Origin of the sequence: Streptomyces sp. 378 (assembly GCF_030124145.1) — a bacterium.
Classification (GTDB): domain Bacteria; phylum Actinomycetota; class Actinomycetes; order Streptomycetales; family Streptomycetaceae; genus Streptomyces.
On the sequence record NZ_JASKMS010000006.1, the window covers coordinates 235,653 to 256,203 of the forward strand.

At 72.1% G+C, this 20,551-nt stretch carries 15 protein-coding genes; 7 read left to right on the forward strand and 8 right to left on the reverse strand.

Annotation, left to right across the window (positions count from 1 at the left end; all coding sequences use genetic code 11):
• The first annotated feature begins 410 nt into the window (after window positions 1-410).
• The gene (locus tag QNO09_RS11495; protein ID WP_283970020.1) at window positions 411-3,383 is read left to right on the forward strand and encodes a glycoside hydrolase family 35 protein; all 2,973 of its coding nucleotides are present in this window, start codon (window positions 411-413) and stop codon (window positions 3,381-3,383) included.
• A 117-nt stretch (window positions 3,384-3,500) separates the two neighbouring features.
• Window positions 3,501-4,574 carry a hypothetical protein gene (locus tag QNO09_RS11500; protein WP_283970021.1) on the forward strand — a complete coding sequence of 358 codons (1,074 nt, stop codon included), beginning with the start codon at window positions 3,501-3,503 and terminating at the stop codon, window positions 4,572-4,574.
• Window positions 4,575-4,583: 9 nt separating this feature from the next.
• Here the strand turns inward: QNO09_RS11500 and arfA are convergent, their stop codons facing one another.
• From arfA to QNO09_RS11520, 4 genes are all read right to left on the reverse strand, one after another.
• The gene (gene arfA, locus QNO09_RS11505) at window positions 4,584-6,098 is read right to left on the reverse strand and encodes an arabinosylfuranosidase ArfA (RefSeq protein WP_283970022.1); all 1,515 of its coding nucleotides are present in this window, start codon (window positions 6,096-6,098) and stop codon (window positions 4,584-4,586) included.
• A 91-nt stretch (window positions 6,099-6,189) separates the two neighbouring features.
• Window positions 6,190-7,047: a carbohydrate ABC transporter permease gene (locus QNO09_RS11510; protein WP_283970023.1), complete on the reverse strand. Its 858-nt coding sequence runs from the start codon at window positions 7,045-7,047 to the stop codon at window positions 6,190-6,192.
• Window positions 7,044-7,982 carry a carbohydrate ABC transporter permease gene (locus tag QNO09_RS11515; RefSeq protein ID WP_283970024.1) on the reverse strand — a complete coding sequence of 313 codons (939 nt, stop codon included), beginning with the start codon at window positions 7,980-7,982 and terminating at the stop codon, window positions 7,044-7,046. Before QNO09_RS11515 ends, QNO09_RS11510 begins: the two co-directional genes overlap by 4 nt.
• Entirely contained in the window at window positions 7,979-9,328 is a 1,350-nt protein-coding gene (locus QNO09_RS11520; RefSeq protein ID WP_283970025.1) for an extracellular solute-binding protein, read from the reverse strand. Before QNO09_RS11520 ends, QNO09_RS11515 begins: the two co-directional genes overlap by 4 nt.
• Window positions 9,329-9,574: 246 nt before the next feature.
• Here QNO09_RS11520 and QNO09_RS11525 point away from each other — a divergent pair, with 246 nt between their 5' ends.
• The 3 genes from QNO09_RS11525 to QNO09_RS11535 all read left to right on the forward strand — a co-directional run bounded on the left by QNO09_RS11525 (window position 9,575) and on the right by QNO09_RS11535 (window position 13,106).
• Window positions 9,575-10,186, forward strand: a complete 612-nt coding sequence (locus QNO09_RS11525; protein ID WP_283970026.1) for a toxin-antitoxin system, toxin component family protein — start codon at window positions 9,575-9,577, stop codon at window positions 10,184-10,186.
• A gap of 11 nt (window positions 10,187-10,197) precedes the next feature.
• Window positions 10,198-11,412 (forward strand): MAB_1171c family putative transporter, encoded by a 1,215-nt coding sequence (locus QNO09_RS11530; protein WP_283970027.1) that lies wholly within the window; start codon window positions 10,198-10,200, stop codon window positions 11,410-11,412.
• 293 nt (window positions 11,413-11,705) lie between these two features.
• Entirely contained in the window at window positions 11,706-13,106 is a 1,401-nt protein-coding gene (locus tag QNO09_RS11535; protein ID WP_283970028.1) for an FAD-dependent oxidoreductase, read from the forward strand.
• Between the two features lie 724 nt (window positions 13,107-13,830).
• On the opposite strand, the gene QNO09_RS11540 is transcribed toward QNO09_RS11535, so the two are convergent.
• The gene (locus QNO09_RS11540; protein WP_283970029.1) at window positions 13,831-14,679 is read right to left on the reverse strand and encodes an SMP-30/gluconolactonase/LRE family protein; all 849 of its coding nucleotides are present in this window, start codon (window positions 14,677-14,679) and stop codon (window positions 13,831-13,833) included.
• The gene (locus QNO09_RS11545) at window positions 14,676-15,449 is read right to left on the reverse strand and encodes an IclR family transcriptional regulator (RefSeq protein ID WP_283970030.1); all 774 of its coding nucleotides are present in this window, start codon (window positions 15,447-15,449) and stop codon (window positions 14,676-14,678) included. The genes QNO09_RS11540 and QNO09_RS11545 overlap by 4 nt, the downstream gene beginning before the upstream one ends.
• Before the next feature lie 225 nt (window positions 15,450-15,674).
• Between QNO09_RS11545 and QNO09_RS11550 the strand changes: the two genes are divergently transcribed.
• Window positions 15,675-17,684: a TerD family protein gene (locus QNO09_RS11550; RefSeq protein ID WP_283970031.1), complete on the forward strand. Its 2,010-nt coding sequence runs from the start codon at window positions 15,675-15,677 to the stop codon at window positions 17,682-17,684.
• Window positions 17,685-17,725: 41 nt separating this feature from the next.
• Here QNO09_RS11550 and QNO09_RS11555 read toward each other — a convergent pair whose 3' ends face one another.
• Both QNO09_RS11555 and QNO09_RS11560 read right to left on the reverse strand, forming a co-directional pair.
• A complete protein-coding gene (locus tag QNO09_RS11555; protein WP_283970032.1) occupies window positions 17,726-18,970 on the reverse strand; it encodes a PucR family transcriptional regulator in 1,245 nt (414 codons plus the stop codon).
• 2 nt (window positions 18,971-18,972) lie between these two features.
• The gene (locus QNO09_RS11560) at window positions 18,973-19,125 is read right to left on the reverse strand and encodes a hypothetical protein (RefSeq protein WP_200839425.1); all 153 of its coding nucleotides are present in this window, start codon (window positions 19,123-19,125) and stop codon (window positions 18,973-18,975) included.
• Window positions 19,126-19,501: 376 nt separating this feature from the next.
• Between QNO09_RS11560 and pgfA the strand changes: the two genes are divergently transcribed.
• Window positions 19,502-20,497 carry a cell envelope lipid trafficking protein PgfA gene (pgfA, locus tag QNO09_RS11565; protein WP_283970033.1) on the forward strand — a complete coding sequence of 332 codons (996 nt, stop codon included), beginning with the start codon at window positions 19,502-19,504 and terminating at the stop codon, window positions 20,495-20,497.
• The last annotated feature ends 54 nt before the right edge of the window (window positions 20,498-20,551 follow it).

Here is a 20,551-nt window from a genome sequence, read left to right on the forward strand (position 1 = left end):
GCGGGAATTCACCCGGGCACCGGCAGGCGCATAGGGTGCGTTGCACCAGTGCGTCAGAGCGAGGACCGAGGACGGAATGAGGACCACGCACCGCGCGGCACCCGGCCGCCACCCCTCGGGGGTTCTCCCAGGCCGCCGCCCGCTCCACCGGCTCGGGCGGCGTCCCGGTCGCGAGGTCGGCGATCGTCCCGCCCTCGAGGGTCCCGCGCAGTGGCGACGGCCTCCGCCCTGACCGGTCCCTCCCCCTGCCGCACGGCCGGCTCCACGACCGCTCGTACCGTGGAGTCCGCACGTGCCGAGGTCCTCAGAGGACCGTTGTCCTCGTCACCCTGTAGACATTGAGCACACGTACCGCGTGACACATCCCGCACCCCGCACCACGCATCGCAGGCACAACAGGAGGCGCTCCCTTGGAGCTCAGCAGGCGTACCTTCCACGCTCTGGCCGGCACGGCGACGCTCGGCTTCGCGCTGACCGGCAGCGGGTCGCCGACCTCCGCCCACCCGGCACGCACCGCCCCCACCGGCCCGCCGCCACCGGTGCCGAGTGCGGACGGCAGGCGGCACGACGTGGGCTTCGACCACTACTCGCTGCTGGTCGACGGCCGCCGCCTGGTGCTCTGGTCCGGCGAGATGCACCCCTTCCGGCTGCCGAGCCCGTCGCTGTGGCGGGACATGCTGGAGAAGATGCGCGCGCACGGCTTCAACGCCGTCAGCGTGTACGTCGCCTGGAACTACCACTCCCCCGCGCCCGGCCGGTACGACTTCAGCGGCGTGCGCGACCTCGACCTGTTCCTGCGGACGGCCGCCGAGACGGGGATGTACGTCATCGTGCGGCCGGGGCCGTACATCAACGCGGAGGTCGACGCGGGCGGCTTCCCGGGCTGGCTGACCGCGACCGAGGGCCGGGCCCGGACCGCCGACCCGACGTATCTGCGCTACGTCGACGAGTGGCTGACCGCCGTCAACGCCGTCGTCGCCAAACGCCTGTTCACGCGGGGCACGGGCACCGTCCTGCTCTACCAGATCGAGAACGAGTACGACGCCCACGTCGACGAGCCGTCCGGACGCGCCTACATGTCGTACCTCTACGAGAAGGTCCGCGCCGACGGCATCGACGTGCCGCTGTTCCACAACGACAAGGGCCGCAACGGCCACTGGACCCCGGGGTCGTTCGGCACCGGCGGCGAGAAGGGGCGCTGGCTGTACGGGTTCGACGGGTATCCGGAGCCTGACCGGGTGCCGCCGGACTGGGGGCTCTTCGGGCCCGGCGGCGCGAAGGGCGGGGCGACGGCCAGTCCGAACACGCCCGGGTTCCTGCCCGAGTTCGGCGGGGGCTGGTTCGACCCGTGGGGCGGCTCGTGGTTCGACGGCAAGGGGTACGCCGAGGCGCGCCGCACCCGGGACGCGGCGTACGAGCGGCGCTTCCACCTCACCAACCTCGCCAACGGCATCACGCTGCACAACGTCTACATGACGTACGGCGGCACCTCCTGGGGCTGGCTGCCCGCGCCGGCCGTCTACACCTCGTACGACTACGGCGCCGCCTTCGACGAGGCCCGCAACGCCACCCCGAAGCTCGCCCCGATGCACCAGACCGGGCAGTTGCTGCGGTTCGTGCCCGACCTCGCCAAGCTGAAGCGGGCGAAGACGGTGCGGGCCACCGACAAGCGGCTCACGGTCTACCACCTGACCAACCCCGACACCGGCGCCCACTTCTACGTGCTGCGCAACGACACCGGCGAGGCGCTCTCCTCGACGCTGCCGGACGCCGGGATCGACGTGCCCGTCACCGTCCCGGCCCGGGACGCCAAGCTGGTCGCCGCCGGTCTGAGGCTCGGGAAGCGGACACTGGTGCACGCCACCGTGCAGCCCATGCTGAGCCTGACCGCCGGGCGGCAGGACATCGCCGTGTTCGCCGGCCGCCGGGGCGAGATGGCCCAGGTCGTCCTGGAGTGCGCGGACGAGCCGACACCCATGCGGCTGGACGCGGAGCCCGCCTGGGCGTACAACCTGGGCAAACTGAACATCACGGCTCCGCTGGGCGCCGGTGGGCTGAGCCGGGTGCGGGTCGAGGGCGACGGGGTGGACACGCCGATGCTCGTGCTGTTCGCCGACGACGCCACCGCCCTGCGGCTGTGGCCCTACGAGACACCGTCCGGCCCGCTCCTGGTCTACGGCCCCGCCCTGCTGCGCTCGGCCGAGCTGCGCGGCTCCACCGTCCACCTCACCGGCGACACCACCGGGCAGACCGGCCTGGAGGTGTGGGGACCGCGCGGGATCACCCACGTCACCTGGAACGGACGCCCGGTCCCCAGCCGGATCAGTGCCTCCGGCAGTCTGCTGGCGCTGCGGCCGCTGCCCGGCGTGTCCCGGCCGGCCCTGCCCGCCCTGGACGGCTGGCGGCGCCGGGCCGGGAACCCGGAGGCCGAGCCGGACTTCGACGACTCGGGGTGGACGACGGCCGACAGGACGACGACCTTCAGCACCACACCCGTGCCCGACGGGCAGCCCGTCCTGTTCGCCGACGACTACGGCTTCCACTACGGCGACGTCTGGTACCGGGGTGAGTGGACCGGCGACAGCGGCATCGAGTCCGTGTCCCTCGCCTACAGCACGGGCACCCAGGGGCTGCTGATGGCCTGGCTGGACGGCGAGCCGCTGGGCACGCACCGGATGCCGGTGCCGGACAAGGCCCGGGCGCGGCAGGGGACGTGGACCGCGAAGGCCGGCTTCGGCCTGCCGAACGACCTGCGCAAGAGGTTGCGTGCGGCGCAGAAGGGGCAGCGGCACGTGCTGTCCGTGCTCGTGCGGCGGATGCAGCACGACATGGACGGCAAGGCGCTCGACACGCACAAGGCCGCGCGCGGACTGACCGCCGTCACCTTCGAGGGCGCCGCCCCCGAGGTCACCTGGCGCATCCAGGGCACCGCCACGCCCGACCCCGTGCGCGGGCCGCTGAACACGGGCGGGCTGCACGGGGAGCGCGAGGGCTGGCACCTGCCGGAGTACGACGACAAGGACTGGGCAGACGCCGAACTGCCCCGGGCCGACCGGCGGCAGGGCGTCACCTGGTACCGGACGGACTTCCGGCTGGACGTCGACCCGGGCGTCGACGCCTCGGTCGGACTCGTCCTCGACGACGACCCGGGCCGGGCCTACCGCGTCCAGATCTTCCTCAACGGCTGGAACATGGGCCAGTACATCAACGACGTGGGCCCGCAGCACACCTTCGTGCTGCCGAACGGGATCCTGCGCACACGTGGTGCCAACACACTGGCGTTGGCGGTGCTGTCCGACGGGACCACACCGTCGGGGCCGGGGGATGTGCGGCTCACCGTGCTGGGCGCGGCGGCGGGAGGGGTGCCGGCCGAAACGGTGTGACCGGATCGAGCCGTCCGTGCGCATTGCCTTCTGGGGCAAGCTGGTTCACCGCGTTGGCCTTTCAGGGCTGCCGACAGGGAGGGGAACCTCGTGCGGAGACGGCGTTTCATCGGTGGGTTGGGCGGATTGGTCGGGGCCGGACTCGGCTCGACGCGGGGCGGAACGGCATGGGCGGCTCCCGGGACCCTGGGTGAGGCCCGCGAGTGGCAGGCCGTCGCCGCCCCGGAGGCAAGCCCGGCCGCCCACTTGCTCGACGTGGCGGCCGCCGGCCCCGGCCTCGCCTGGGCCGTGGGCGAGGAGGGCCGCGACGGCGGTGTCCGGGGGACGGCGCTGGCCCTCGTGTGGGACGGCACCACCTGGCAGCGCACCGGCCCCCGCTTCAGCGGCCATCTCCGCTCCGTGGCCGCCACGTCCGACGGCTCCGCCTGGGCCATCGGCTCCGACTCCTCCGGCACGGCCCGGCTCCTCGCCTGGGACGGAATGACCTGGCAGGAGGCCGACTACCCCGGGCGTGGGGCGGCCGGCACCTCCCTCGGCCGGGTCGTGACCGGTCCCCGGGGCCACGTCTGGGTCTCCGGCCGCGCCGGCGACGGCTCGGTGCTGCTGCACGGCCACCGGGGCAAGTGGACCTGGCTGCCTGCACCCCCCGCCACGATCACCATCGCGCCCACCGGCATCCACCGTGCGCTCTGCGGCGACATCTGGGTCTGCAGCAGTGAGCTGGTCGCGCGCTGGGACGGTCAGGCCTGGACCGTGCTGCCGGCGCCCGGCGGCATCCGCGCCGGGTTCACCGGGCTGCTCGCGGTCGCCCGCGACGACATCTGGCTGACGGGCTACGACTACGGCGTCGGCGGTCCGCCCGGAAAGCCGCCGGGCGTCCGGCTGCTGCACGGCGACGGCACCGCCTGGGAGTCCGTCACGGCACCCTTCGGCGTCGGCATGCTGTCCGGCATCGTGGGTGACGCGCGGGGGCGGCCCGACCGTATCGCCGGGTGGGACTTCTGGGACCAGACCCGGGCCCACTACCTGCGCTGGGACGGCACGGCCTGGGTGAGTGAGCGGGGGCCGGTGGCCACGACCCCTGTCGTCATGAACGCCCTCGCGAAGGTGCCCGGTTCGGACGGCTACTGGGCGGTGGGGACGACGTCGACCTCGGCGTCCTCCTCCGCCCAGCCGCGCATCGAACGCTGACCGGGCCGGTCACGCCAGCCGGATCACGTTCCAGGACAGCGGCTCCAGTACGGCGTTCAGGGTGCCGTCCTGGAGGGTTGTGCCGTCGACCTGGTGGGGGGCGACCCGCTCGGGGTCGTCGAGGGTGTTGCGGGCGTCGGGGTCGGCGTCCGCGAGGGCGCTGTGCTCGACGACCCGCGCCAGATCGAGGCCGTTCAGGGCGACCTCGAGCGGCAGGGCGTCGGTGCGGCTGCGGTTGACGGCGAAGACGGTGACCGTGCCGTCCTCGGCGCGCACGGCGGTGGCGTGCAGCAGGTCGGTCGCGCCGTACTTCTTCGTCTCGTGCTGCGGGGAGTCCACGCGGACGTCCAGGACCTGGCCGCGGCCGTACCGCGAGGCCTGCGCGAACGGGAAGAACGTCGTCTGCCGCCAGGCCGGGCCGCCGGGCTCGGTCATGATCGGCGCGATGACGTTGACGAGTTGGGCGAGGCAGGCGACCGTGACGCGGTCGGCGTGCCGGAGCAGGGCGATGAGCAGCGAGCCGAAGACGACCGCGTCCATCACGCTGTAGTTGTCCTCCAGCAGGCGCGGGGCCTCGGGCCAGTCGTCCTGCTCGAAGGTCTTGGCGCGGGCCTCCCACTCGGGCAGGTACCAGACGTTCCACTCGTCGAAGGAGAGGTTGATCCGCTTCTTCGACTTGAGCCGGGCGCCCACGTGGTCGGCGGTCGCGACGACGTTGTCGATGAAGGACTCCATGTCGACGGCGGAGGCGAGGAAGGAGTCGAGGTCGCCGTTCTCGGGCCAGTAGTAGGCGTGCAGCGAGATGTAGTCGACGAGGTCGTACGTCTCCTTCAGGACCGTCGCCTCCCACTCGGCGAAGGTCGGCATGGACTGGCTGGAGGAGCCGCAGGCGACGAGCTCGACGCCGGGGTCCAGCTGGCGCATGGCCCGGGCCGTCTCCGCGGCGAGGCGGCCGTACTCCTCGGCCGTCTTGTGGCCGGTCTGCCAGGGGCCGTCCATCTCGTTGCCGAGGCACCACAGCCGGATGCCGAAGGGGTCCTTGTCGCCGTGGGAGACGCGCAGGTCGGACAGGGCGGTGCCCGAGGTGTGGTTGGCGTACTCCTGGAGTTCGAGGGCCTCGGCGACCCCGCGCGTGCCGAGGTTGACGGCCATCATCGGCTCGGCCTGCGGGCCGATCTTGCGCAGGAAGTCGATGTACTCGGAGAGGCCGAAGCGGTTGGACTCCGTCGAGTGCCAGGCGAGGTCGAGGCGGCGGGGGCGGTCCTCGGCGGGGCCGACGGAGTCCTCCCACTTGTAGCCGGAGACGAAGTTGCCGCCGGGGTAGCGCACGGCGGTGACGCCGAGTTCCCGGACCAGGTCCAGGACGTCCTGGCGCAGTCCCTTGTCGTCGGCGGTGGGGTGGCCCGGTTCGAAGACGCCGGTGTAGACGCAGCGGCCGAGGTGTTCCACGAAGCTGCCGAAGACGCGGGGGTTCACTTCGCCGACGGTGAAGGCGGGGTCGAGGGTGAAGCGGGCCTTGTGCATGGTCGCCTTTCGGGATGGGTGGTTCTGCGGTGGCGGCTGCGGGTGGTTCGTGGCTTGTCGCGCGGTTCCCCGCGCCCCTGGGTGATGGGCGTTACTGCCCTGCCAAGCCTGTATGCGCCACGCCGGACACGATCTGGCGCTGGAAGAAGACGAACACGATGATCAGCGGCAGGCCCGCCATGAGCCCGCCGGCCATCAGCTGGGCCCATTGGATGCCGTAGGAGTTCATGACGGTCGCGATGCCGTTCGGCATGGTCATCAGGTCGGGGTTGTTGGTCACCATGTACGGCCAGAGGAAGTTGTTCCACGAGGCGATGAAGGTGAAGATGCCGACCGCGGCGAGGGAGGGGCGCGAGAGCGGCAGGATGATGGTGAAGAAGACCCGCCAGCGGCCGGCGCCGTCGATGAAGGCGGCCTCCTCCAGCTCCCGCGGGATGCCCTGGAAGAACTTGTAGAGGATGTAGACCATCGCGGCCGGCGCGCACTGCGGCAGGATCATGCCCCAGTAGGTGTCGACCATCCCCATCTGCTGGACGGTGGTGAAGAGGGGGACGCCGAGGACCGCCGGGGAGACCATCAGGCCCGCCATGACCACGCCCATCAGGACGTTCTTGCCGCGGAACTCGGTGCGGGCGAAGCCGTAGCCGGCGAGGGCGCTCACCAGCAGCACCACGGACGTCACACAGACGGAGACGACCAGGGAGTTCACGAACCAGTTGGTGATGTTGCCGGTCTCGAACAGGGCCTGCCACGCCTGACCGGTCCAGTCCTTCGGGAGCCAGTGCGGCGGGATCTCGGCCGCCTCGGCCTCGGACTTGAACGAGGTGAGCAGGGCCGCGGCGATCGGCGCCATGAAGACGGCGGAGACGGCGACGCCGAGCACGGTCAGGACGATCTGGCCGGGCGTCCAGGAACTGCGGGGCGTGAGCCGTATCGGGGTGCTGCTCATCGGGTGCCCTCCGCTCGGTCGCGCAGCAGCCACATCCGCGCCAGGGCGACGACTGCGATGATCACGAAGAAGATGACGGACATCGCGGAGGCGTAGCCCACGCGGTAGCTGGTGAAGCCCTGTTCGAGGGTGTACTGCACGAAGGAGCGCGTGCTGAGCTCCGGTCCGGGGCTGAAGTCCATCATCACGACGGCCTGGTCGAACAGTTGGAGCGAGGCGAGGATCTGGAGCGCGATCACCAGGCCGGTGATGTTGCGCAGCATCGGCAGGGTGATGTGGATCATGCGGTGCCAGGCGCCCGCGCCGTCCAGCTTCGCGGCCTCGTACAGGTGGGCGGGGATGCCCTGGAGGGCGGCGAGGTAGAGCAGGAAGCTGAAGCCGACCGTCCACCACAGGGTGGTGATGACGATGGCGAACATGGCGTACGACTTGTCGGTGAGCCAGGGCGTGTCGAGCCCGAAGGTCTCGTTGAACAGGCCGATGCCCTGGGTGAACAGCCACTGCCACATGTTGGCCGCGACCGTCGACGGGAGCAGGAACGGTGTGAAGAAGCACAGCCGCCACAGCCACTTCCCGCGCTCGATGCTGTGGGCGAGCATCGCGAGCAGGAAGGCGAGGAGGGTGATGCAGGGGACGACGAGGAGCGTGAAGTACGCGCTGTGGCCGAGCGCGTCCCACATCGCCGAGTCCTTCAGGGCCTCGCGGTAGTTGTCGAGGCCGACGAAGCTCGCTCCCTCGCCCGTGATGTTGGCGTCCGTGAGGCTGAGGTAGAGGCCACGCAGCAGCGGCCAGATCACGAACAGCGCGAAGAGCACCAGGAACGGGGCGACGAACCAGCCCCCGTGCTGGAAGCCCTGTTTGCGGCGGACGGTCGCGGCGGCGGTGGCGGTCCTCGCCCGGGCCGGTGCGACGACGGTCTGAGCGCTGGTCGTCATGCGACCGCACCTCCCTGCGCGGCGGTCCTGCCGTCCATCGGGTTCTTCGAGGCGAGGAGCCTGGTGAGCCGGCTCTTCATCCGCCGCGCGACCGCGGCCGGCTTGGCGGAGCCCATGGTCGAGGAGACGACGACCGGGCCGAGGTCCTGGGCGAGGACGCCGGTGGAGCCGGCGAACCACACCTTCGGCTCGGTGGCCTGGTGGTCCATGGCGCTGACGTACTCGTTCTGCGGGGTGAGCCTGTGGTAGGCGGGCGTGGAGAGCGTCGGCGTGTAGGCGGGGATGTGGCCGCCGGCCGCCCACTGGAGGGCGTGCTTGACGACGTAGGCGGCGAGTTCGTGGGCGCCCTCGTCGGTGGCGCCGCCGCGGCCGGACTGGTGGGGCAGGACGAAGGCGTGCGACTCGGCGTGGGTGGCCTGTGTGCCGAAGACCGGCGGCAGCGGGGTGGCGCCGTAGTCGAGCTTCGCGCCGGAGAAGACCGGCACGGACCAGTTGCCCTCCCAGGTGAAGGGGGCGCCGTTGACGAACTGCTCACCGGTGGGGGCGCCCGGGATGACATAGCCGTCGGTGACGTGCCGGCGCAGGAACTCCAGGACCCGGGTCGCCTTGTCGGTGTCGAAGAGGACGTCGGTGTTGTCGTCGTTGAACCACCGGCCGCCGAGCTGGGTGTAGAAGGCGACGAAGAACCACCACTGGAAGTTCTGGTCGTTGGTCCACAGGCCGATGGTCTGGAGGCCCTTCTTCTGGACCTGTCTGGCCTTCTTCAGGACGTCGAACCACTCGGTGGTGGAGGTGACCGGGATCATCCGGCCGTCGTCGCCGAGCAGCCCCGCCTTCTTCAGCACGTCCTTGCGGTAGAAGCAGAGCTGGACGTGGATGTCGAGCGGGAGAGCGTAGAGCTCGCCGTCGATGACGCCGCGCTTCCACAGGGTGGGGTGGTAGTCCTGCTCCCGCACGCCGTACTTGGCGAGCAGGTCGACGTCCCAGGGGTCCAGGAGGCGGCCGGGTGAGAAGCCGGGTACCCGGCCCAGGTGCATGACGGCGAGGTCGGGGGCGCGGTTGCCCGCGGCCGCCATGGCGAGTTTGGTGTAGAAGGGGTTGCCCCACTGGAGCGTGGAGTCCTTCACGTCGATGCGGGGGTTCGCCTCGCGGAAGGCGTCCAGCATCGTGATCATGTTGGCGCCGTCGCCGCCACTGAAGAGGTTCCAGTAGCGCACGCGTGTGTCGGCGCTGGAGGCGAGCGCGTCGGCTCCGGTGCCGAGCGCGGCGAAGCCGAAGCTGCCGGCGACGCAGAGTCCGCCGAGCCCGCCGAGAAGTTGTCTGCGGTTCAGGTCAGGTCGTCCCATGCCCTGCCCTTACGATCGATGACCAGTACCGTTCGGTATTTCGGATGGCGCTCGTTACTTCGAACGGGACCGTAGATTCGAAGCGCTTGCGCGTCAATGGTCCGGCCCTCTTTCGGTCCCGGACATTCCGGTCGGGAACGGTCGTTTCGTGTTGAACATCGGACACCGGATCGCATGACGCGCACACTTTCGGGCGCGTAGTCTCGGACGCGCCGACAGGCCGGCCGGCGGCGAGAAGGGGGAGCGATGGACATCGCGGGCGCGCGGATGAGAGCCGCCCGAGTCACCGCCGCGCTCAGGCGCACGCGCAGTGGCTCCGCGATGCGCGGCCTGGCCGCCGAGCTCGCCACCGCGGTGCGCAAGAGACCGCAGCAGCCCACCGACGTACGGTCGTTGTGCCGGGCGCTGTGCGAGGAGATGAGCACGCGGCGCGGCGGTCGGCCCATCCAGCTGCGGTTCGAGCGCTTCCCCGACGAGATCGAAGTGACCGGCCTGTGGGTGGAGTTCCAGGACTTCGACCTGGTCATCGTCGAGGAACGGGCGGAGGCCGTGCAGCAGTTGGTCATCCTGGGCCACGAACTGTGGCATCTGCACGCGGGGCACGGGCATCATCAGGGGGCGGGCGCGGCGGCGGCCCACGCGTTCGCCGACCGGCCGGGCTGGGAGGGCGGCGCGCTGGCGATGGCCGCCCGCAACGGCTCCCGGGAACGGGACGAGGCCGATGCCGACGCCTTCGGACTGCGGCTGGCGGCGGGGTGCCGTGCGCTGCTGCCGGGTGGGCGCGGTCCGGACGTCCCCCTCGAACCCGTGCAGCGGTCGCTGGGCTACCGGGGGCCGCGAGGAGGTGCGGCACCGTGAGGACGGTGGCGATGACCCCGGTCGAGCTCGTCAACCAGTTCTATCCGAACTTCTGGTGGATCCCCGCGGGGGTGCTGGCCGCCGCCCTGGCCATCAAGCTGCCGAGCATCATCCGGCTGTGGAAGGACCCGATGCTGCGCGCGGTCGGCGGGCTGCTGCTGCTCGCCTGCGCGGTGTTCGTCTTCGTGGCGCCCTCGACGATCGCCCGGGTCAACCGGCTCACCGGGGTGGCGAACTTCTCCGGCCCCTGGGTCTACTCGCTGCTCACCGCGTTCTGCGCCTTCTGCCTGCTGCTGATCATCTCCTGGCGCAACGGCCTGTCCGACCGCTCGGACCGCACCCGGCGCGCGATGCGCGGGGTCGTGGCGGTCTATTCGGGTGTGATCGTCGCGATGTGGGTGCTGTTCGCCCTCGCGGACGTGCCGGTGGAGCGACTGCGGGATCTCGACACGTACTACGCGAACACCCCGTACATGCGCGAAGTGATCGTGCTCTACCTGCTCGCGCACACCGTGGCCGCGCTGGTCACCAACGGGCTGATCTGGAACTGGGTGCGCACGGACGGACTCGACTCGCTGCTGCGCTGGGGGCTGAAGTTCCTCGGCGTGGGCTACGCGGCGCAGTTGTTCTTCGACGCCGCCAAGATCAGTGCCGTGGTGGCCCGTTGGTCCGGACGGAACGTGGACTGGCTGAGCACGGCCGTCGCCCCGCCGCTCGCCTGCCTGTCCGCCGTGCTCATCGCGGTCGGCTTCATCCTCCCGCACGCCGGGCAGTACCTGCACGGCCGCTGGCACGTCCGGCTCGCCCACCACGAACTGCGGCCGCTGTACCAGTTGATGAAGACGGTCAACGGCGAAGGGGTCCCGTTCCTGCTGCGGGCGACGCCGGAGCTGCGACTGGTGCGCCGGGAGACGTTCATCCGCGACGTGCTGCTGCCGCTCGCCCGGCACATCGACGAGGACCGGCGCGAACGGTTCCACGACGCCGCCCTCGCCCTCGGCCACCCGCCCGACCTGGCGAAGGCACTCGGCGCCACCGCGGCGATCCTCGACGCGGCCGACGCCGGGAACCGGACCCGGGAGGACGAGACCACCGGGGCCCGTGACACCACCGACCTGCTGCGCGAGATCGGCGCCGTGTCCCGGGCGCTGCGCCGCACGGAGGACCTCCGGGCGATCCGCGCCCTGGCGCATGACCACACGGACGGCAGGTCGCTCACCGGCTGACCACGCCCCGGGGAGCCGCCTCCGGCGGCCACGGGCGCCGGGTCCGGCCGCGGCCGGTGCCCGCCGTGCCCTCGCGCCCTCGCGCCCGTCGAGCGACCGGATTCGAGGACGAGACCCGCACAGGGGGCCGCACGCACGGTACGTGAAGGTACGGTGAGAGCTGTCCGGAACGGGGCCCGTATGGCTCGAAACCGGTGCCGGCGGCCGGAGTTGGCCGCCGCACGGCTGTGGCCGGACGTCGGGGAATGCCCTCAGGGCGGGGGGAGCCTTCATGGCTGAGTGCGAGGAGTCGCATGTCGCGTAGAGCTGTCGTCATCGGTGCGGGTCTGGCCGGCATGCTGGCCGCGGCGGCCCTGTCCGCCGTCGCGGACGAGGTGGTCGTGCTCGACCGGGACGAACTGCCCGAGGGGCCGGAGCACCGCAAGGGCCTGCCGCAGGGACGTCACGCGCATCTCCTCATGGCCGGCGGCCTGGCCGCCATGGAGGACCTGGTGCCGGGCGTGAGCATGCGCAAGCATCTGCTGGCCGCCGGTGCGCACGAGATCCCGCTCGGCTCGGGCATGGTCGCCCTCACGCCCGAGGGCTGGTTCCGGCGCTGGCGTCACCCCGGGCCGCGGATGCTGACCTGCACCCGGGCCCTGCTCGACTGGGCGGTACGGGGCGCCGTGCTGGACAACACCGGGGTGGTGATCCGCAAGGCGCGGGTGCTGGAGCTGACGGGGTCGCGGCAGCGGGTGACCGGGGTTCGTCTCTCGACCGCCGCCGGGGACGAGGAACTCGCCGCCGACTTCGTGGTGGACGCGAGCGGACGCGGCTCGCGGATCGTGACCTGGCTGGCGCGGCTGGGCGTCGACGACGTGCGCGAGAAGACGGTGGACGCCGGCCTGGTGAACGCCACCCGTCTCTACCGCACTCCCGAGGGGGCCGGGCGTTTCCCGCTGACCATGGTGCAGGCCGATCCGTATCAGGGACGGCCCGGGCGCAGCGGCATGGTGCTGCCGATCGAGGGCGACCGCTGGATGGTCAGCCTCGCCGGCACGCGGGGCGGCGGTGAACCGCCGTCCGATCCGGACGCGTTCCTCCGCTACACGCTGGACCTGCCCGACCCCATCGTGGGGCGGCTGATCTCCGGCGCGGAACCGCTCACCGAGGTCCATGTCAGCCGCAGCACCAGCAATCACCGCCGGTACCTGGAGAAGGTGCGCTCCTGGCCCGACCGCCTCGTCGTCCTCGGCGACGCGCTGGCCACCTTCAACCCCGCCTACGGACAAGGCATGTCGGTGGCCGCGCTGGGTGCCCGGGAGCTGGACCGGGAGCTGCGCGGGTCCGGCCTCGACGAGCCCGGACTCGCCCGGCGTGTGCAGCGGCGCGCGGCCAGGCCGGTGGAGGCCGCGTGGACGATGGCGGTGAGCCAGGACGTCTGGTACCCCGGGACGCGCGGGGGCTCGCCCGGGGTCGCCGACCGTCTGGTCACCGCCTACACCCGCCGCATGATCCGCACGGCGACCGGCTCGTACAGGGCGGCGTCGGCGGTCTGGGACGTCATGAGCATGACGACGAGGCCGACGCGACTGCTGCGGCCCTCGACGGTACTGGCGACGCTGAGCGGGCCGCCGTTGCCGGCGGCGGTGGGGGCGCCGCTGACGGAGGAGGAGCGGGCGGTCCTGCGGCGGCTGGACGTGACGGAACGCTGAGGCAGGGGCGGCCCGGCCCGGTCCGCGCCCGTCGGCAACCTCACGCACGGGCGTGCCGGGAGCGAGCCCGGCCGCCTCCGCCCCAGCCACCCGATCCGCGCCCCATCGGCAACCTCACGTGCCGACGTGCCGAGAGCCGCCCCGGCCGCCTCCGCCCCACCCCGTCCGGCCCGCACCCCGTCGGCAACCTCACGCACGGGCGTGCCGGGAGCCAGCCCGGCCGCCTCCGCCCCAGCCACCCGATCCGCGCCCCATCGGCAACCTCACGTGCCGACGTGCCGAGAGCCGCCCCGGCCGCCTCCGCCCCACCCCGTCCGGCCCGCACCCCGTCGGCAACCTCACGCACGGGCGTGCCGGGAGCCAGCCCGGCCGCCTCCGCCCCAGCCACCCGATCCGCGCCCCATCGGCAACCTCACGTGCCGACGTGCCGACAGCCGCCCCGGCCGCCTCCGCCCCACCCCGTCCGGCCCGCACCCCGTCGGCAACCTCACACGCGGGCGTGCCGAGAGCCGACCTGGCCGCCTCCGCCCCAGCCACCCGCTCCGCGCCCCATCGGCAACCTCACGTGCCGACGTGCCGACAGCCGCCCCGGCCGCCTCCGTCCCACCCCGTCCGGTCCGCGCCCCGTCGGCGTCCTCACACGCGGGCGTGCCGAGAGCCGACCTGGCCGCCTCCGCCCCAGCCGTCCGGCCGCCCGCCCTCGTCCCCCGTCAGCCGTCAGCCGTCAGCCGGCGAAGACGGGCTGGGCCAGTCCCTTGCCCGCCCCCGGCACCACGAACAACGACCCCGCCAGCGCGGGCGGATCGGTCAGACCCACACGAGCGGTCGTCACATACAGGTCGGTGAGCCCGGCCCCGCCGAACGCACAGGCCGTCACCAGCGGCACCGGCAGCTCGATCACCCGGTCCAGCTCACCGTCGGGTGTGTACCGCCGCACCGCCGAGCCCTGCCACAGCGCGACCCACACGCACCCCTCGGCATCCACGGTCAGCCCGTCCGGGAAGCCCGCGCTCTCCTCGATCTCGACGAGGGTCCGTCGTCCGGAGATCCGGCCGTCCGCGTGGTCGAAGACGTCGACCCGCCGGGTCGGGGAGTCGATGTAGTACATCAGCCGCCCGTCGGGGCTCCACCCGGTGCCGTTGCTGACGGCCACGTCGTCGAGCACGACCGCGACCGAGCCGTCGCCGGTGACGCGGGACAGCGTCCCGCCCCCCGGCGCCTCGTCGTAGCGCATCGTGCCCGCCCACAGCGCGCCGTCGGGAGCGACGGCGGCGTCGTTGGCACGGTGGCCGGGGACCGGCTCGTGGTGGAGCCAGCCGAAGCCGCCGTCCGGGTCGAGGAGGCCGACCCCGTCGCGCAGGTTCAGCACGAGCCCGCCACCGGCGCGCGGCTTGACGGCACCGATGTGCTGCTCCGTGCGGCGGACCGTGCGACGCCCGGTGTCCGGGTCGTAGGTGTGCAGGCGCGAGCCGAGGATGTCGATCCACAGCAGCCGTCCGGCCGCCGCGTCCCAGGTCGGGCCCTCGCCGAGCTCGGCCTCGGCCCGCACCGCGACCTCGTACGGCCTCGTCACGCCAGGCTCCGGTGACCGAGGTGCTCGGACAGCTCGGCGGCGCCCTTGGCGGCGAGCTGCTCCAGCTCGGCGCGGCGTTCCTCGCTCCAGCGGATCATGGGAACGGAGATCGACAGGGCGGCGACGACCTGCCCGGTGCGGTCGCGGACCGGTGCGGCCACGCAGGAGACGTCCGGGTTGGACTCGCGGTTCTCCACGGCGAGGCCGCGCTCACGGATCTCGGCCAGGGCCTCGCGCAGAGCGCCCGGGTCGGTGATGCTGTTGGGGGTCATCCCCACCAGCTCGGCGCGGTCGGGGATGCGCGCGGCGAGCTCCGGCTCGGGAAGGGAGGCCAGCAGCATCTTGCCGACGGAGGTGCAGTGGGCGGGCAGCCTGCGCCCGGCCGCCGACACCATCCGCACGGCGTGCGTGGAGTCGACCTTGGCGATGTAGATGACGTCCGTGTCCTCCAGGATCGCCACGTGCACGGTCTCGTCGCAGGTCTCGGCGACGGACCGGGCGACCAGCTGTCCCTCGGCCGCGAGGTCGAGATGCTCGGCGTAGCGGGCTCCGAGCTGGTACGGGCGCACACCGAGCCGGTAGCGTCCGGGCTGGCCCGGCATCGGGACGATGTACTTCCGGGCGGCGAGCGTGGTCACCAGTTCGTGCACGGTGGTGCGCGGCAGCTGGAGCTTGCGCACGATGTCGGGGGCGGAGAGCGTCCCGTCCCCGTCGAGAAAGAGCTCGAGAATGTCGAGAGCCCGGGTCACGGCTGGTACGAGGCGTCCCACGACGGCCCCCTCCCTCATATGTCTCAGGCGCCTGTGTTCGAGATTTCAACAGGCGATCGGCATGACGAACACAGGCTAGCCATATAGGTATGCCCGGGCAATGGGCAGGCCCCCTGCGAGCGGAAACCCCCGAGCACCCCACGAGCGCGTGGCGCGCACATTAAAGTGCGCGGTGTGCGACACGTCACACGTGTCGCAGAGGTGGGGGGATTTTCTGTGCGTGACATGACCATGGGCTCGAACGTGTCCCTGACGGACCTGAGCGAGAACGTCGACTCCGCGATCGTCAGCCTGGGCTGGTCCAGCCCGACCGGGGAGGGCGACGCCGATGTGTCCGTCCTGTTGCTGGGCGGACGGGGCAAGGTGCGCAGCGACGCGGACTTCTACTTCTACAACAACCCGGTGGCGGCCGACGGCAGCGTGCAGCTGCTCGGCAAGGAGCCGACCGGGGACGGCAGCGAGGACCGGATCAGCTTCGACCTGACCGCGGTCCCGTCAGAGGTGGAGCGGATCGTCGTGGCCGCGAGCCGTTACGAGGGGGCCCGCTTCGGCGAACTGGCCGATCTGCAGGTCACGCTGGCCGACGCGGGCGGCGAGAACCTCCTCCGCTTCGTCATCGAGGACGCCGGCCAGGTGAGCGCGATCATCTTCGGAGAGCTGTACCGGCGGGGCGAGGAGTGGAAGTTCCGGGCCGTCGGTCAGGGATACGAGAGCGGTCTGGCGGGGCTGGCGACGGACTTCGGCGTCGACATCGAGGACGACGAGGCGGAGTCGGGGACACAGGCGGCCGAGGATCCCGCCACCGGCCCCGCCGACGCTCCGCCGGAGCCGACGCTGGCGGCGGTACCGGCACCGCGCCCACCGGCCGAGGAGGACGCCGCGCCGAAGAAGCGGACGACCCGGCCCCGGACCGCGAAGAACAAGGTCACACCGCCCCGGGCACCCGCGAAGAGCCTCGCGGAGAACGAGTCCTGGAGGCAGGCCCGGCTCTTTCCGGTGTCAGCACTGAAGAACGACCGGGACCGGGAGACGCGGGCCACGTCGGTACTGCTGTCCGTGATGGCGCAGGTGCCCCGGTTCGGCAGACGCGTCACCGCCCCCTTCGGCGCGCCGTCCGGCCGCATGGAGACCTTCACCGAGGTCTCGCTGCCGCACGGGGACACGCCCCGGCGCCCGGACGGGGTGATCCGCGTCGAGCGCGCCGGCAAGCTGTGGACCGCTCTGGTCGAGACCAAGACCAACGGCAACCCCCTGAAGTCCGACCAGGTGCAGGCCTACATGGACATCGCGGCCCGGCGTGGCTACGAGGCCGTGATCACCCTGTCGAACGATGTGGCGCTGGAGGGCAGTCCACTGGTCGACGTCAAGATCGACCGGCGACGCAAGCACCAGGTGGCGCTCTGGCACCTGTCGTGGGCCGAGGTGGCCCATCAGGCCCAGATGCTGATCCGGCACGAGGGCGTCGGCAACGCGGCGCGCACCTGGCTGCTCCAGGATCTGCTGCACTACCTCCAGCACGACAACTCCGGCTGCCACGGCTTCCAGAACATGGGCGCGTCCTGGGTGCCCGTACGCAACGGCATCGACGACGAGACGCTCTGCCAGGGCGACCCGCGCGCCCTGGAGGTCGTGGAGAGCTGGGAGCGGCTCATCCGCCAGGTGTGCCTGCGGCTCGGGGGCGAACTCGGGCAGAAGGTGCTGCCCGCCCAGCGCACCCGGCGTGGCACCGATCCCGGGGCACGGCGCGCCCGCCTGGCCGACCAGCTGTGCCTGGAGGGCCGGCTGCAGGCGGAGTTGCGTGTCGAGGGGGCACCCGGCCTGCTCACCATCAGCGCCGATCTGCGGACCGCCAAGCTGCGCACGTCCGTGGAGATCCCGGCACCCGAGCAGGGTTATCCCCTGACCTGGGCCAAGCGCCTGGTCCGCCGCCTCGCCGAGGCGCCTGCCGACCTGCACGTGGAGACGCTGGTGGAGGGTGAGACGGGTGGCCCGCGGGGCACGCTGGAGCGGCTGCGCCCCGAACCGGCGGACCTGCTCCCCAAGGACAGCTCGACCCGCATCACCGGTTTCCGGCTGTCCCTCTTCAAGGGCATGGGGAGCGGCCGCGGCAGCGCCGAGTCCGGTTTCATCCGCAGCGTCGACGAGGCCGTGCACCGCTTCCACACCTCGGTGGTGGCACACCTGGACGCTCCCGCCTCCGGGCGCGCTGCGGCGAAGGAGCGGGTCGCGGTGTGACGCCGGGGCGGCGGTGGTCGTCGCCGGCGGTGCGGCCCGGCTCAGCGCCGCCCCCGTGCCACCCCCAACTGCCCCCGCAGCCGCTGCGCCCGCAGCACCAGTTCCAGTTCGAAGCGGCGGTCGGGGTCGTCGATCTCGTCGCCCCACAGTTCGCGGATCTGGCGCAGGCGGTAGCGGACCGTCTGGGGGTGGACGCCGAGGCGGGTGGCGACCTCCGGGGCGCCGCCGCGGGTCTCCAGCCAGGCCAGGAGGGTTTCGGCGAGGCGGCGGCCGTGGGTGGGGCCGCAGTGGGTCAGGGGGGCCAGGCATCTCAGGGCCAGGTCGTCGATGAGTTCCTCGGGCTGGAGGAGGACGAGGGCCTCGGTGTGTTCGGTGCAGTAGAGGACCTCGCCGGCGGGGAGGAGATCGCGTTCCATCAGGCGGACCGCCGCCTCCGCCCAGCGCAGGGACTTCGCCGCGTCGGTGAGCGGGACCGGTGGGCCGATCGCGCCGGACCAGCCGGCCAGGGCCCGGTGCATGAGCTCGGAGCGGCCCGCCGCGTCCGGTTCGGGCACCACCATGCGGGGCTGCTCGTACTCCATGTCGAGCAGGACGCCCTGGCCGACCGCGGGTGCCATCGCCTCGCGGGCCGGGCGCAGCAGGACGCCGACCGCGACCTTCGTCGGTAAGGGCCAGCCGATGCGGGCGGCCCGTTCGGTCAGGGCCTCGGCGGGGTCGCCGCGGTGGTGCTCGGCGAGGAGCAGTTCCATGAGGCGGCGTTGCAGGCGCAGGCGTTCGCCGGCCTGGCGGGCCGCGGCCTCGGCGTAGCCGCGTACGGACTGGTCGACCAGGCCGTCGAGGTACTCGTAGCCCGCGTCGACGAGTTCGTACATCGCCGGGGGTGGGATGTCCACGCGCTGGCCGATGTCGGCGAGGCGGCGCCAGGCCAGGCGCACGCCCATGCGGTAGATGGCCTGGAGGGAGTCGAGCGAGCGGCCGTTCAGGCCCTCGCCGCGCCCGAACTCCTGGAAGACGCCGGGCGGGACGGTCGGGCGTCCCTCCGAGTGCTCCAGGTGCTGCACGAAGACCTCGATGGCACGGCGGATGCCGACCAGGGCCATCGGCTCGCCGGAGTCGTCGAGGACGACGGGCAGGTGCGGGTACTCCCGCTGGATCGCGCAGAGGATCTCCTCGGCGAGGGCGGGCGCCTCGGCCATGGCGATGGCGGCGAACCGGCGCACCTGGAAGCGCGGTACGTCGTGCCAGGCCGAGCGGGTCGTGAGAGCTGCGGTGCGGGCGGCCGTCACGGTCAGCCCCCCTGACCGGCTCGCTCGTACGTGATCAGGGGGGTGTTCGGCTGGTCGGGTGTGGCTTCGAGCAGCGCGACCACGCCCAGCGCGGCGCCCACGGCGAGGGCGGCGGCGAGCGCGACGGTCAGCGCGGCAGCAAGCAGTCTGGACATCGCAGGGTCAGCCTCTCTGTCCGGATTCGTCCGGAGATCGTCCGGAGGTTTCCCCACCTCGGCGTCCCGTCCCTGCCTGTCGCGCCCAGTCTCGACAAGCATTGACACCCCGTCAAGAGCCGCCTACGGTTCCCGGCCCAAGGGGGTGCCGAACGGGCCGGCGCGGCGTCGCGACGCCTGGCGCGCACGCTCGCCGCGTTGCCGAACCACCCACGTGGCTCCGCCGCGCGGGCGCTCCGGCGCGTTGCGATCGCACGCACCAGACGCCGCTCCCCCTCCGCCCCGGCCCGTTCGACACCCCCTTCGCACGCGCTGATTCCTCCGCCGTGCCGACCCTCTCGTACGTCGAGCCGTCCCAAGCCACTGGAGTGCCCGGATGCGCCGTACAACCTCTCCCCTGTCCCTGGTCCTGCTGGGTCTCGGCACGTTCCTGCTGGTGCTGGCGCCCCTGCTCGCCTGGTACGTGGAGCCGCGTGCCGCGGTCAACCCGATCGACATCGACACCACCGCCGTCTACACCGGCCGGGGCAGCGTCTTCGACACCGACCGGATCGAGACGGTGCCCGACCGCAGGATCACCGTGACCCAGCGGGTGCGGGGCAACGTCGAGGACAGCGAACGCAGCGGCAACGCCGTCTGGGACGTGACGACCACGGTCGACACCGACACGTCGCTGCCGGCCGCCGACCCGCACGACGCGCTGGACTTCGTGCCGCACCGCTGGGTGATGGACCGGAAGACCACGCGGCCGGTGCACTGCTGCGGCGAGAAGCCGTACATCGAGGGCGAGGCGTATCTGAAGTTCCCCTTCGACGTGCAGAAACGCTCCTACCAGTGGTGGGACAACACGCTCGGCGACACGGTCGTGCTGCGCTACCGGGGCACCGCGAAGGTCCAGGGCTACACCGGCTACCGGTTCACCGGCTCGGTGCCGCCGACGAAGACCGGCACGCGCATGGTGCCCGGCACCCTCGTCGACCAGCCGGACCGGCCGCAGGTGCTGGCCGAGGAGTGGTACTCCAACCACGGCTTCGAGCTGGTCGTGGACCAGGCGACGGGCCGTGTGATCTACGCGCGGACCGGCCCGAAGCGGACCCTGCGGGCGCCGGGCGGGACGAAGGACGCGGCGGTGCTGCTGGACAGCCGGAAGCTCGCATTCACGACCGCGACCCAGAAGGAGGCGGTGCGCCAGGCGAAGCGGGACAGCGGGCAGCTGCGGATGGTGGGCACGACGCTGCCGATCGGGGCGGCGATCGGCGGCTTCGTGCTCGCGGTGGTGGGCGGCGTTCTCGTGGCACGTGGGCGGAAGGAGCCGGAGCACCCCACTCCGTCCGATACATCCGGTACACCCCAGCCCACCCTCACGATGTGATGTGACGTCAGCTCCAACAAAGCCGGAAATTGTCACCTCGGTGAGTAGCCGTGG